We start from the raw sequence: 13,562 nt of genomic DNA on the forward strand, positions 1-13,562 counted from the left end.
TTAAAATATAAAATTAGAAACAGGCCTGACGGGAATTGAACCCGCGGCCGCTTGGTTAAAAGCCAAGCGCTCTGCCAGACTGAGCTACAGGCCTATGAGACATACATACTATTTATAACTTGAAGCGCCCTGGCCGGGATTTGAACCCGAGTCGCGGGCTCGACAGGCCCACATGATAGCCCCTACACCACCAGGGCAACTCACAACAAATAGTATCATGTAAAATAATACACTATCAAATACTATAATCTTCATCATATATAAATGTTTTGGAAAAATCGAATTTTTAACCAAAATTACATATGATTTCAGATAAATAGTTTGAAATCCCGCCTGCCGGACTTGAACCAGCAACATTTGGATCTACAGTCCAACGCTCTGCCAAATTGAGCTAAGGCGGGGCAAGATGGGTCCGCCCGGATTTGAACCGGAGTCTCAGGCTCCCAAAGCCCAAAGGATCGACCAAGCTACCCTACGGACCCACATACATATTGCATGCAGATAACATACTGATAATAATATAATTTTAATCCTATATAAAGGTTACTATAATTATACTAATATCATTAAAAATACAAATTTTTAATATAAATTAAAAGCCCCGGACGGGAATTGAACCCGCGACCACGAGATTACAAGTCTCGCGCTCTACCAGACTGAGCCACCGAGGCACTATTAAAAATTTGTAGAACACTATAAATTATATTATTAGTCCTTTAAATACTTTACGATAAAACCGAATATTCTTATAAAAATTTAAATATTAAATAATTTATAATTAATAATCATGATAAATAATGAATCTGAAATTCCGGAAAAAGTTGAAGAAACTTTAAAAAATATCCGTGAAAAAAATCCGTTAACTCATTGTATAACCAATAGAGTTACAATTAATGACTGTGCGAACGCTTCTCTTGCAATTGGAGGATCACCTCTAATGGCAGAAGACGTTGACGAATTAGAGGAAATCGTAACAATAGCAGATGCGCTGGTAATAAACATAGGAACATTGACCAAAACACAAATTGAATCAATGAAATTAGCTGCTAAAACCGCAACAAACACCAATACTCCAATTATTTTGGATCCTGTTGGAGTAGGTGTAAGCAAACTTAGAAATGACACAACCCTTTATTTAATTGAAAATAATGATATCGCAACAATTCGTGGAAACATCAGTGAAATAAAAGCAATAGCTAAATTAACAGGATTAATTGATGAAAACAACACTGCAAAAGGAGTTGATGTTAACATTGACGATATAATCACACAAGAAAATCTAGCTGCAAATGGAGAAATCATAAAAGAACTTGCGGCCAAATTAGACACAACTATCCTAGCAAGCGGACCAATCGACATCCTAAGCGATGGTGAAACAACAATCGCTATTGACAATGGAGACGAGATGATGCCTTTAATTACAGGAAGTGGATGCATGTTATCCACAATTGTCGGAAGTTGCGTTGGCGGATCTGCACCTCTGGAAGGTTCTTTAGTTGCAATACTGGCAATGAATATAGCAGGTGAAAAAGCAAGAGCAAAAGTTGATGCAAACGATGAAGGAACAGGCTCATTCAGGGCATACCTAATCGATTATTTATACAAAACAAATGCCGAAAGCCTAATCAATGAATCAAACATCCAGATATTATGAATGAAATAGACCTGTCCCTATATCTTGTTACTGACAACAGTGAAGATGTAGGGAAATTTTTAAATACAATCGAAGAAGCGATAAAAGGCGGAACTACTGTTGTTCAACTAAGAGAAAAAACGGCAGACACTCTTGATTTCTACAATCTTGCATTAAAAGTAAAGGAAATAACTACAAAATACAATGTTCCCCTGATTATCAATGATAGGGTAGACGTTGCACTGGCTATCGATGCCGATGGAGTGCATGTAGGACAATCCGATATGCCCTGTGATGTAACAAGACGACTCATAGGAGAAGATAAAATACTGGGAGTATCAGCATCTACAGTCGATGAAGCTAAAAAAGCACAAAAAGATGGTGCGGACTATATCGGAACAGGAGCAGTATTTCCAACTGCAACTAAAAAAGATGCCGAAAAAGTTACAAAACGGGAACTGAAGGAAATTGTAGATTCAATTGACATTCCAGTTGTAGCAATCGGAGGAATTACACTAGAAAATGCCCATGAATTAACTGACACTGGAATTAAGGGATTTTCTGTAGTAAGTGCAATAATGAGTTCCGAAAATCCAAAAAAATCATCTGAAGAGCTATTAAAGATATTTAATAGCTAAATATTATTTTTTTTAAAAAAAAAAGAGAAAGTAAAAAAGATTATTTTTTACTGTTTTTAAGTGCTTCTACAGCAGCAAGCTTCTTACCTGCAAGCATACTTATGCAAGCACCTCCACCACTGCTCAAATGACTCATTTGATCTTCCAGACCAAGACCTGCAGTAGCAGCTGCAATATGACCTCCACCAATTAATGAAAAACCATTGGAAGTAGCCATTGCATTGATTAAATCCTCGGTACCCATTGCAAATTTAGGATCTTCAAATACTCCGGCAGGACCATTTGCAAATATATATTTAGCTTCCCTGATTTCTTTTGCATAAAATGCAATAGTTTTGACACCAATATCAAAAATAGCTTCATTAGGGATTTTATCATTGTCAATATCAACCCTTTCACCATCAATTTCACAAGCAACATCAAGAGGATATTTGACTTTGTCACCAAACCTTTCAATTAAATCTTTGGCTTTAACAACCATATCTTCATATCCTCTGCCGGCTATGAAATCCTTGTTGACCTGACCGATATCAACACCTGCAGCCCATAAAACAATATTTCCAACAATACCTGTTGTCAAAATGGAATCTGCAGTTCCATTGCTTAATACGTTTTCCATCACTTCAATTGAGTCTTCAGGTTTCATTCCACCAAGCAGAAATACACATGGATGTTCTACATTATCCAATGCGCTTTGAATGATTGTCAATTCATCTTCCATTACACGACCTGCAGCAGAAGGAGTGTTTACAGTGAATCCGACAAGGGATGCTTGAGACCTGTGAGCCGCTGCAAATGCATCATTTACAAAATAATCAATCAATGGGGATAACTGTCTAACAAGTATAGTTTTGGATTGCTCAAGTGGAGTTCTTGAAAGGGTTTCTTCTGAAAAGAAACGTGCATTTTCAAGCAATAAAATATCATGTGGTTTAAGATTACGGATAGCTTCCTTAGCAGAGCTTGAAAAAAGAGAATCTACATATTTTACTCTTAAGTTTAAAATGTCAGACAATGCATCTGCATGTTGAGAGAGAGTTGTGAAGTCTTTTTTACCCGGACGGCTTTGATGTGCAAGAATTACAACTTTAGCCCCTTTATTGGACAATTCCTTAATGGTTCTTGCATGCAATTTCAATCTTGTATCATCCAAAATAATTCCGGAACTCGGATCAACCGGCGCATTGATATCTACCCTGACAAGTACAGTTTTATTTTCAATATCAAAATCATCAATAGTATTAAATTCAGCCATTTTCCTCACTCTTGAGATTATAATTTGCTTACTAAATCAAGCAAAGCCTCTTTTGGACTTTCCGCTTTTATGATTCCTGATGCAAGCAATACTCCATCAGCACCTAAATCCATTGCTGCTTTCATGTCATCACCAGTAGTGATTCCTGCACCGCACAATACTTTAACCTTCTTATTAATTGCTTTTACTTGCTTAACTGTGTCTTCCACAACTTCAGGCTGTGCCTGAGATACTGGAATTCCGGTACCTATCAATTCAGGAGGTTCAACAGCCACTGCAGTAGGAGCAAGAGTGGCAACAGCTTTTGAAGTTTCTATATTGTTTGTGCATACGCAAGATTCAATGTCGTTGTTTTTGCATAATTTTACGACTTCATCAATGTCAGCCAATTTCATTCTTTGTTCTGAATGATTAATTAATGAACCGCTAATTCCGGCTTCAATTAATGTATCAATTAAATTAGAACCAGTGTGGCCTCCAGGAGATATTGCATCAATGTGCTGAGCAAAAATAGGAATTGAAGCTTCTTGATTTATTCTATAGATGTCTGCTGCCTGAGGAGCTGCAACCATGGTAATTCCAGATTCACTGGCAGCACTTTCCAAATCATGCGCAAGTTCTAAAGCTTTCATACCGCTTGATTCTAAATAGGTTTTATAATTCAATATCACTATTGGTGTATCCATAATAATCCCACAATTCATTTATTATTATAATATTTGGAAACCATTATTAAATAAATTTATGATTATTTATTCTTTTTTCGGCAAGTTCAATGTATTTTTCATTGATGTCATACCCTATGTAATTTCTATTGTTTTGAATCGCTGCGATGCAAGTTGTTCCACTTCCGCAAAATGGGTCTAAAACGATATCATTTTCATAGCTGTACAAATTGATAAGCCTGTGAGGAAGCTCAAGGGGAAATGGGGCAGGGTGCCCTATTTTTTTAGCATTTACGGCAGGAAATGTCCAAATGCTTTTTGTCCACTGGATAAACTCGTCCCTTTCTATCGTATCCCTCTTCTCCTGAGCCTTGTTTTTAGAATATGATTCCTTGGAAAATACAAGAATATATTCATGATAATCCCTCAATACCGGATTTGAAGCGGACATCCAGCTTCCCCAGGCACATGATCCTCCTGCACTTGTTGATTTATCCCAGATTATTTCACCGCGCATTAGAAATCCCAAATCCAGCATTATCTCAATGACCATTGCATGCAGAGGAATATATGGTTTTCTTCCAATATTTGCAATGTTAATGCAAGCCCTTCCTCCGGTGACCAGCTTCTTATAGGTTTGGCCAAAAACCGTTGTCAGCAATTCTAAATACTCGTCCAACGTCAAATCGTCATCATATTCCTTTCCGACATTGTAGGGAGGGGATGTAATCATCAGATGTATGCTGTTGTCTGGAACTTCATCCATGTTTTCGCTGGATTTGCAGTACAGTTTATTCAAATCATTTTCTGGAATTTCCACCTGTTTGTATTCTATATTTTTTGGAACCTTGAACTCCTCGAACAATTTTGAACTATAAAACTTCTTTGAGCTGTGAGACTCTCTTAAAACCGAACCGAATGAAGATGTTTGAGTTTTTCTAACCACATTAAGACCTCTTTAGGAGATTTAAAAATTTCAATCCCTTGTTTTCATAAGTTTCTTGCCTGTTTGCTATTTCAATCAATTTTCCTAAAGTTTTTGGACTTTCCATTCCTGAAAAGAAATTCAAGTCCTGATTGAATAACTGATTCAGATGTATTTTCAGCTCAGAGGTGTTGTCGAATCTGTAAAATCCCTTTTTTGGAGTGGATTTTCTGGTGTTTCCATGATTGAGCGGAAACGGGTTTAAAGACCAGAATCCCTGAATCAGTCCCGCATGTTTAAGATAATCCGCCTTTTTGGAAAAACCGTTTGACAAAGGAGCATTTCCCACTACAATAATTGGAATTTTTGTGGATTCGAAATTGGAAACCCTGATGTCAATGCACTTGCCTATAGCCTTTAAAATTGAATCCGAACGTGTGAAACTTGGCTTTCCCTGATGAGTCCTGAAATCGCCCACTTCCTTTATGCTTCCGAACTCCGGGTCATACTGCCAGTTCCACACCAGAGACATTTTAACTTCACATATTAGTTTGACTTCTGAAGCTTTTAAAATTTTTTTATCCTCGGTTGCAATTACAATGTCTGCGGGAGATTTTGATGTGATTCCAACGGATGGAATTCTTGCCTGCTGAACGGTATAGAGGTTTTCATCTTCAATCAATGATTTGAACAGGTCACTTACCCATTTCTCTGTAAAGTTTCCAATCAATGAATTTCTAGATTGAAGAGTGGTTTTTCTGCCTTTGTATCTCTTTGGCCAGTATGCCAGATATTTTCCATCATCTGTCCTGTAAAAGAGCTGCTCGGGTGAAGCAAAACTTTTGGAATTAATGAAAAATAATTTTTCTTGATGTTTATTCCATAATCTCATAATAATACGTATTATAATTAAACATATAAATAGATTTAATAAGTAAAAATAAATATTGTTCATAAATTGTAATTTTTAAGTCACCTTGTAAAAATGTATATACTATCAGAATTAAAAATAAGTTTGATTTTATGTCATTTAATAAAAACCAAATTGAAAAACTAGAAAAAAGCGGATATAGATTCGTGGGAACACATGGCCATGCAGCCGTTAAAGTCTGTCATTGGACCAGACAAAGTATTGTGGACAAAGGAGTCTGTTATAAAGAAAAATTCTATGGAATCGAATCCCACAGATGCCTTCAGATGTCTCCTGCAGTTCCAAATTGCCAGCAGGAATGTGAATTCTGCTGGAGGGATTTGACATACACACAAACCACATGGGAAGACGAAGAATATGACGATCCCAAAACTATAATCGACGAAGCTATTGAAGCCCAATCCAATCTATTATGCGGATTTTTTGGAAATGACAAAGCAAACAGAAAAAAATTGGAAGAAATAAAAAATCCAACCAATGCCGCAATTTCACTTGCAGGCGAACCCACCCTTTATCCTAAAATTGATGAATTAATAGGCGAATTCAACAGCCGTGATTTTACAACTTTTGTTGTCAGCAACGGCCAGTGTGTCGACAGATTACGCAACCTGGAAAACGATCCCTACCAACTATATCTTTCCTTGGATGCACCTTCAAGGAAAATATTCAATGATGTTTGTCGACCTAGAATAAATGATGCCTGGAGCAATCTAAACGAATCACTTGAAACACTAGCCAGTTTTAACTCACGTACATGTATAAGAAATACTTGCGTTCGTGGAAAAAATATGGAACAGCCAGAAGAATATGCTAAATTAATAAAAAAAGCAGACCCCGATTATGTGGAAATCAAAGCATATATGTGTGTTGGCTCATCACGTGAACGTCTTACCTTAGACAATATGCCAACATTTGACGAAGTTACAGAATTTGCAAAAAAAATAGGAAAAGAGTGTGGAAAAGAAATAGTAAATGAATCTGAAGTCAGTCGTGTTGTTTTGCTCGAATAGCAATTTTCCTACCAAGCTCAAATGCACTTTCTAAATCTTTTGGAAATTGATTTTTTCTAATTTCCTTTCTCTCTTTTTCATCGAAAGCATCACTAACATATTTAGAATAATTTTTGAATTGATATGTTTCATAAACGTAGAGATGCTCAGGTTTTGAAAATACTCCCCCTAAGTCCATTTCAAAACGGTCATGCAAATCATGGTATCCGATTTGATATGAAATCTCTTCGGAAGCATTCATAGTGTAGATGTAAGCCAAGGGCATCCTTTTGTGTTCAACAACTTCAGTTTTACTGTAGGCGACAAATGGAAAGACAAAACGCTCCAAAAAGCATCTCATATTTCCTGTAACATCACTCAGGTAAATTGGTGAACCTAAAATGATACCGTCAGCCTGAACGATTTCATCTAGAATAGGTTTTAAATCGTCATTTTGAACGCATCTGCCATAATGTTTCCCATTGATTCTTTTGCATGCAAAGCAACTCTTGCAACCGTGGAACGGGAAGTCATATAAGTTAATCCTTTCAACATGAGCATCCGGAAAGACATCCAAAACACCTTCCAACGCCTTATCCAAAAGTTGTGCGGTATTGCATTTTGGTCTTGGGGAACCATTAATGGCAAAAAATTTCATTTATTTACCTTCCGCTTTCAATTCTTCACAAAGTTCAACAGCCTTTTTAGCAGCTTTTTCCATTGAAGTTTCATACGGAATTCCGGCTTCCTCTAAAATCCTTTGACCTTCTTCCTCATTAGTACCAGTTAATCTGATTACAATGTGAACTTCACGATTAGCATTTTCCAAAGCCTTGATTACACCACGTGCAACATCATCCGCTTTGGTAATACCTCCTAAAACATTTAAAAATACTACTTTAACCGGATCATAGTTCAATACAATGCTTAATGCCTGATTGATGATATGTTCTGAAGCACCACCACCAATATCCAAGAAAGTAGCTGGTTCTCCACCATTAAGCTTAATCATATCCATAGCAGTTAATGTTAATCCTGCACCATTACCAATAACGGCAATATCACCATCTAATTGAACAAAGTCCACAGCTTTCTTTTTATAGTGAAGTCTGTCAACAAGATCCTGATGTCTGTATAGTGAATCGTTTTCAACAACCAATTTTGCATCAGCCGCAACTATACCGTTTGGAGTTAATACCAATGGGTTTATCTCAGCGGTATCCGCATCATATTTTTCAAATACCCTGTACAGTTTCCAAATGATGTCTCCTATTGGTGAAATCAATTCGGATGAAACACCCATCTTACGTGCAATTTCACGTGCTTCATAAGGTAAGAATTCAAGCAAAGGATTTGGATAATATTTGATGATTTTTTCAGGGTTTGTTTTAGCAAGGTTTTCAATTTCAACCCCGCCTTCCTTACTTGCAAGAATTACCGGTCTTCTGGCACCTCTGTCAACAGATACAGTTACGAAAAATTCATTTAAAATTTCAGCTTTTTCTTCAATCAAAAGGTGTTTTACTTTTTCACCTTTAATTTCCATACCTAAAATTTCTTCGGCAACCTTAAGTGCTTCACCAGGATTATCTGCAAATTTTACACCCCCGGCTTTACCTCTTCCACCGGTTAAAACCTGTGCCTTGACAACAACAGGAACACCCATCTCTGAAGATATGGCCATTGCTTCTTCAGGATAGTTTGCAACATGTCCTTCCAAAATTGGAATGCCTTCATTATTAAAAATTGTTTTTGCTGCGTTTTCAAAAAATCTCATTTTAACACCTAATCCGCTAAAGCATATCCAGCTTCAAAAGCCTTAATGTTCTTTTCTTCTGTTCCTTTAGGAACACTAGCTTCAATAGCTTTCATTGCAGCTTCCTTGGATATTACTCCAGTAATTTTTGTGATTGCTCCAACCATAACAATATTTGCTACGATTTTAAGACCGATTTCATCGATAGCAGTTTTTGTTGCAGGAGCTTCATAAACATTAATATTATGTTCATCTATAAATTCTCTAACATCTTCAACATCAGTTGTTGTAGGATCAACAATTAATGTACCATTATCCTTTAAATCCACAATATATTTGATTAATGCTTCATTAGACATTGCAATAAAAATATCAGGACTTAAAACTTTCGGATAATCAACTTCTGTGTCACTAATAACAACTTCACATTTGGAAGCTCCACCACGAGCTTCCGGACCGTAAGATTGGGTTTGAACAGCTTCTTTACCGTCAAAAAGACATGCAGATTTACCTAAAATAATACCTGCAAGAATTACTCCTTGACCTCCAAATCCACCGATTCTAATTTCAGTTCTCATATTATCCACCTATAACTCTGTTTCATATGCAGAATTGATAACAGTTTTTTTACCTGATTTTTCCACACTGATTTTATCAATATTTTCTGTGAATTCATCTTTTCTTGTATTTGCAAATTCGCCAACTACAATTTTACCTTCCAGCTCTCTTGCGGTCATCCTATCTGCAGCAGATTTGAATACAGTGTTTGCTTTCATTACTGCAGCCATAGCTGTAGGAGTTCTGAGTTTGTTTTTACGACCGAAGTAAGTTGGACATTGGGTTGCGACTTCAATAAATGAAAATCCGGGATTTTCCAATCCTTCCTTAATTGCAAGAACCAAGTTTTCAATTTGAACAGTAGTCCATCTTGCAGAATAAGTAGCTCCAGCAGCTGCCACAAGTTCAGCCAAATTAAATGGAGTATCCTGATTACCGTATGGTGCAGTTGTTCCGAAACTACCTTTAGGAGAAGTAGGGCTGATTTGACCCCCAGTCATACCATAAATATTATTATTGATACAAATTACAGTTAAGTTAATGTTTCTTCTTGCTGCATGAATTAAATGATTACCACCAATAGAAGCGGCATCACCATCACCTGTAAATACAACTACATCCAAATTCTTATTGGCTGTTTTAAGACCAGTTGCAAAACTTAATGCCCTTCCGTGAGTAGTGTGCAGGGAATCGCATTTAAGGTAACCTGGAATTCTTGAAGAACATCCAATTCCGGAAACCATTGCTATATTATCAAAATCCATTCCTGCCTTTTCCATAGCTGCTAAAAATGCATTGATAATAGCTCCGTTTCCACATCCAGGGCAAAAAATATGAGGCAATCTGTCTTCTCTCATATATGGGAGAAATCTATTTTGTTTATGCTCTGACATTTTAGTTTCCTCCTATTCTATCAATTTGAGCTAAAATTTCATCAGGAGTAGGTAATAATCCTCCAATCACACCCATTAAATGAACATTTGCATCTCTTTTACATACACGGTCAACTTCATAATACATTTGACCCAAATTCATTTCAACAACAATTATGTCCTTTGCATTTGCTGTTAGGTCTTTTACCTGTTTTTCTGGGAATGGCCATGGAGTATCCAGTTTGACATAACCTATTTTCTTACCGTCTGCTCTTGCTTGAGATACTGCTTCAACAACTGACCTTACAGGACCTCCATAAGACACGAGAATTACATCAGCATCTTCACAGTCTTTTGATTGAACGGAGCAGATTTTATCCCTATTATTCAATACTTTATCACATATTCTTTGTACAAGCTTGTCATGAGTTTCAGGATTGTTAGTGTCAGGATAACCTCTTTCATCGTGAGTGAGTCCTGTTACATGAATATTGAATCCATCACCAAAAGCAGGCATTGGTGTGGTGCCGTTTTCAATGTTTTCGAACGGCAAGTAATTTTCAGTTGTTTCAGGCCTTTTTCTAGCTACAAGTTCAATATCATCTTCAACGACTATTTTTTCTCTCATGTGTCCAATGACTTCATCAGCCATGACAAATACAGGGCATCTGTACTCTTCAGCCAAATTGAATGCTTTTATAGTGAAATCAAAGAATTCCTGTACGCTTGATGGAGATAATGCAATCGGTTCATAATCTCCGTGAGATCCCCAACGGGCCTGCATCATGTCTCCCTGTGCAGCCATTGTTGGCTGAGCAGTTGAAGGAGAACCTCTTTGAACATCAACAATTACGATTGGAGTTTCACTCATGAATGCGTAACCTATATTTTCTTGCATTAATGAAATACCTGGCCCTGAGGTAGCAGTCATTGATTTTGCGCCCCCCCAAGAAGCACCTATAATAGCTCCAGCGGATCCGATTTCATCTTCCATCTGGACAAATGAACCTCCGACTTTCGGTAGTTCCCTTGCTAAAGTTTCTGCAACTTCAGTAGATGGAGTGATTGGATAACCTGCAAAGAATCTGCAGCCTGCAGTTATTGCTCCTTTAGCACATGCTTCATTTCCTTGAATAAAAAATTCTTCAGCCATTTTTACACCTACTTTTTCCCCTTAGTGAAATTAGGATTAAAGTTAACATCATTGTCATCTTTCATCCACCAGTTTTCCGGCAAATCCACTGTTATTGCTTGGTCTGGACATGCAACTTCACAAGTGCCACATTTAGTGCATCTTTCTTCGAACTTAGTAAAAGGTAATTGAACACCTTTTTTGTTTATTTCGGAAGATATTGCATATACATTTTTATAACACATGAATAAGCAAAGATGACATCCTTTACACAAATTTTCATCAATAATAATCAATTTTAAAATCTCCTAACAATTCTATGATAAATAAATATAGAATGTTATATATTTATGTTAATGAACATTTAAATAACTTATGAAATATTTGAAAAAATCAAAAATTTTAAAAAAAAAATAAAATAAATATGCGGGCAAACTAAAAACTTCATGCGTTTTAAACTTCCCGTATATTATTCTGAATCCAAAACATTTACCGTTAATAATATTTAATTAAAAAAATAAAATAATTCATATTATGAAACACCTGACAACACCAATAACCGATGATGATTTAGCCAATGTCAATGTTGGAGACCAAATTTCAATTTCAGGAACAATATATACCGGCCGTGATGCGGCTTTACCCCAACTGGTCAGACTGATTGAGGAAAATAAGGTTCCTTTTGATTTGAATGGATGCGTTATAATGCATACTGCTTTTAGCGATGCGGGAATAGCTCCAACAACAAGCAGCAAAGTCGAAATTGAATCGACCATACCAAAATTAAGCGAATCAGGTGTTAAAATTCATATCGGGAAAGGAATGTTGAGTGATGAAACCGCAGAAAAATTAAAAGAACATCACTCAATTTTTGTCATAACTCCCCCTGTTGCGGCTCTGCTTACAAACAAAGTCCTGAAAAAAAAATGTGTTTTGTTTGAAAAAGAGGGTATGGAAGCCATGTTTAAACTAGACGTGGAAGACATCCCCGGAATCGTTGCAATTCATAACGGGAAAAAAATAAAATAAAGACATAATTGCTTAAATTATGTCCAAATCATCCAATAAAAAATTATTTGCAGGATCCATCTCTTTTTTACCATTGTACACATCAATATCGAGAGACTTATTCTTAAATGAAACAATCAGAGTACAGATTGCATCACCAGTGACATTTACGGCAGTTCTGAACATGTCAAGGATGTGGTCTATTCCGAAAATCATACCAATCGCCTGAACCGGCAGACCTACGGAATTGAACACCATTGTCAATGTAACGAGTCCAACTGACGGAACACCTGCAGTACCTATTGAAGCCATAACTGCAGTAAAGATTACTGTTAAAAGAGCAGATGCACCTAAATCCATACCATATGCCTGAGCTGCAAACATCACGGCAACCCCCTGCATAATTGCAGTACCGTCCATATTAATGGTAGCTCCCAGAGGAATTGTAAATGAAGCAACATCCATTGAAACTCCCATTTCTGACAGTTTATCCAAATTCAAAGGAATTGTGGCATTTGATGTTGATGAGGAAAATGCGAAAAACATAACAGAAAAGAACCTTTTAAAGAATTTAATAGGATTGAGTCTTGTAAATAAAACAAGCAGTGTCGGATAAACTACGAATGCCTGAATAGCCAGAGCTATCAATACAGAGATGACATATTTGCCTAAAGGAAGAATACCTTCAAATCCAAGACCTGCAAAGGTTCTTGCCATTAAACAGAAAACACCAATCGGAGCGAATTTCATAACTACTGAAGTCATTTCCATCATGATTTTGTTTCCCTGAGAGAAAAAATCGCTGACCAATTGAGTTTCCTCTTTTAGCTTGGCTAATATTACACCTATAAGCAGACCAAATATGATTACAGGTATCATATCTCCATTTGCCAAGGAATTTAGCGGGTTGTCCGGAACCATATTTAAAATTGTATCGGTCATTGTCTGGTTAATAGTAACATTTGATGACTGTGCAGCAGCCACCATATCTAAGCCGGAACCAGGTTTGATTAAAATACCTATAGCCAAAGCAAGAGTAACTGCCAGTGCAGTAGTTATAAGATAAATACCGATTGTTCGCCCACCAATTGATCCAATCTTTCTGATGTCAGAAATTGATGCTGCTCCAACAACAATAGAACAGAAAACAAGTGGCACAACCAGCATTTTCATCATTTTAATGAATAAACTTCCGCCCAA

General features: G+C 36.8%; 15 protein-coding genes and 5 tRNA genes. 4 read left to right on the top strand and 16 right to left on the bottom strand.

Annotated elements, in window-relative coordinates:
* Positions 1 to 20: 20 nt before the first annotated feature.
* From ACJMLH_RS04010 to ACJMLH_RS04030, 5 genes are all read right to left on the bottom strand, one after another.
* A tRNA-Lys gene (locus ACJMLH_RS04010) sits at positions 21 to 94 on the bottom strand.
* Positions 95 to 125: 31 nt separating this feature from the next.
* Positions 126 to 197, bottom strand: a tRNA-Asp gene (locus ACJMLH_RS04015).
* A 130-nt stretch (positions 198 to 327) separates the two neighbouring features.
* Positions 328 to 401 (bottom strand) — tRNA-Tyr (locus ACJMLH_RS04020).
* A 6-nt stretch (positions 402 to 407) separates the two neighbouring features.
* Positions 408 to 482: transfer RNA gene (locus tag ACJMLH_RS04025), tRNA-Pro, on the bottom strand.
* Positions 483 to 597: 115 nt separating this feature from the next.
* A tRNA-Thr gene (locus ACJMLH_RS04030) sits at positions 598 to 671 on the bottom strand.
* 116 nt (positions 672 to 787) lie between these two features.
* Here ACJMLH_RS04030 and thiM point away from each other — a divergent pair.
* Both thiM and thiE read left to right on the top strand, forming a co-directional pair.
* Entirely contained in the window at positions 788 to 1,654 is an 867-nt protein-coding gene (thiM, locus tag ACJMLH_RS04035; RefSeq protein ID WP_405274965.1) for a hydroxyethylthiazole kinase, read from the top strand.
* Entirely contained in the window at positions 1,651 to 2,271 is a 621-nt protein-coding gene (thiE, locus tag ACJMLH_RS04040) for a thiamine phosphate synthase (protein ID WP_405274967.1), read from the top strand. Before thiM ends, thiE begins: the two co-directional genes overlap by 4 nt.
* Positions 2,272 to 2,311: 40 nt before the next feature.
* On the opposite strand, the gene ACJMLH_RS04045 is transcribed toward thiE, so the two are convergent.
* Genes ACJMLH_RS04045 through ACJMLH_RS04060 form a run of 4 tightly spaced genes read right to left on the bottom strand, consistent with a single transcriptional unit; the run spans position 2,312 to position 6,008 of the window.
* Positions 2,312 to 3,526 (bottom strand): phosphoglycerate kinase, encoded by a 1,215-nt coding sequence (locus tag ACJMLH_RS04045; protein ID WP_405274969.1) that lies wholly within the window; start codon positions 3,524 to 3,526, stop codon positions 2,312 to 2,314.
* Between the two features lie 17 nt (positions 3,527 to 3,543).
* The gene (tpiA, locus tag ACJMLH_RS04050; RefSeq protein ID WP_405274971.1) at positions 3,544 to 4,212 is read right to left on the bottom strand and encodes a triose-phosphate isomerase; all 669 of its coding nucleotides are present in this window, start codon (positions 4,210 to 4,212) and stop codon (positions 3,544 to 3,546) included.
* 46 nt (positions 4,213 to 4,258) lie between these two features.
* On the bottom strand, positions 4,259 to 5,137 hold the full coding sequence (locus tag ACJMLH_RS04055; RefSeq protein WP_405274973.1) for a DNA-methyltransferase: 879 nt from the start codon (positions 5,135 to 5,137) through the stop codon (positions 4,259 to 4,261).
* A 1-nt stretch (position 5,138) separates the two neighbouring features.
* Positions 5,139 to 6,008 carry a hypothetical protein gene (locus tag ACJMLH_RS04060; RefSeq protein ID WP_405274975.1) on the bottom strand — a complete coding sequence of 290 codons (870 nt, stop codon included), beginning with the start codon at positions 6,006 to 6,008 and terminating at the stop codon, positions 5,139 to 5,141.
* A gap of 131 nt (positions 6,009 to 6,139) precedes the next feature.
* On the opposite strand from ACJMLH_RS04060, the gene twy1 reads away from it, so the two are divergent.
* Positions 6,140 to 7,057 (top strand): 4-demethylwyosine synthase TYW1, encoded by a 918-nt coding sequence (twy1, locus tag ACJMLH_RS04065; RefSeq protein WP_405274977.1) that lies wholly within the window; start codon positions 6,140 to 6,142, stop codon positions 7,055 to 7,057.
* On the opposite strand, the gene ACJMLH_RS04070 is transcribed toward twy1, so the two are convergent.
* The 6 genes from ACJMLH_RS04070 to ACJMLH_RS04095 are packed head-to-tail and all read right to left on the bottom strand — an operon-like array spanning position 7,032 to position 11,650.
* Positions 7,032 to 7,694 (bottom strand): flavodoxin family protein, encoded by a 663-nt coding sequence (locus ACJMLH_RS04070; RefSeq protein WP_405274979.1) that lies wholly within the window; start codon positions 7,692 to 7,694, stop codon positions 7,032 to 7,034. The two genes, twy1 and ACJMLH_RS04070, sit on opposite strands and share 26 nt — an antisense overlap.
* Positions 7,695 to 8,813: an ADP-forming succinate--CoA ligase subunit beta gene (gene sucC, locus ACJMLH_RS04075; RefSeq protein WP_405274981.1), complete on the bottom strand. Its 1,119-nt coding sequence runs from the start codon at positions 8,811 to 8,813 to the stop codon at positions 7,695 to 7,697.
* A gap of 8 nt (positions 8,814 to 8,821) precedes the next feature.
* Positions 8,822 to 9,370, bottom strand: a complete 549-nt coding sequence (locus ACJMLH_RS04080; RefSeq protein ID WP_405274983.1) for a 2-oxoacid:ferredoxin oxidoreductase subunit gamma — start codon at positions 9,368 to 9,370, stop codon at positions 8,822 to 8,824.
* Between the two features lie 9 nt (positions 9,371 to 9,379).
* On the bottom strand, positions 9,380 to 10,243 hold the full coding sequence (locus ACJMLH_RS04085) for a 2-oxoacid:ferredoxin oxidoreductase subunit beta (protein WP_405274985.1): 864 nt from the start codon (positions 10,241 to 10,243) through the stop codon (positions 9,380 to 9,382).
* Position 10,244: 1 nt separating this feature from the next.
* Positions 10,245 to 11,375, bottom strand: a complete 1,131-nt coding sequence (locus tag ACJMLH_RS04090) for a 2-oxoacid:acceptor oxidoreductase subunit alpha (RefSeq protein WP_405274987.1) — start codon at positions 11,373 to 11,375, stop codon at positions 10,245 to 10,247.
* An 8-nt stretch (positions 11,376 to 11,383) separates the two neighbouring features.
* Positions 11,384 to 11,650: a ferredoxin family protein gene (locus ACJMLH_RS04095; protein WP_405274989.1), complete on the bottom strand. Its 267-nt coding sequence runs from the start codon at positions 11,648 to 11,650 to the stop codon at positions 11,384 to 11,386.
* A 238-nt stretch (positions 11,651 to 11,888) separates the two neighbouring features.
* Here ACJMLH_RS04095 and ACJMLH_RS04100 point away from each other — a divergent pair, with 238 nt between their 5' ends.
* Positions 11,889 to 12,383 carry a fumarate hydratase C-terminal domain-containing protein gene (locus ACJMLH_RS04100; protein WP_405274991.1) on the top strand — a complete coding sequence of 165 codons (495 nt, stop codon included), beginning with the start codon at positions 11,889 to 11,891 and terminating at the stop codon, positions 12,381 to 12,383.
* A gap of 12 nt (positions 12,384 to 12,395) precedes the next feature.
* Here ACJMLH_RS04100 and ACJMLH_RS04105 read toward each other — a convergent pair.
* Positions 12,396 to 13,562, bottom strand: a 1,167-nt coding sequence (locus ACJMLH_RS04105) for a dicarboxylate/amino acid:cation symporter (protein WP_405274994.1), incomplete at its 5' end; no start/stop codon positions are given.

Origin of the sequence: Methanobrevibacter sp. (assembly GCF_045116495.1) — an archaeon.
GTDB lineage: Archaea > Methanobacteriota > Methanobacteria > Methanobacteriales > Methanobacteriaceae > Methanocatella.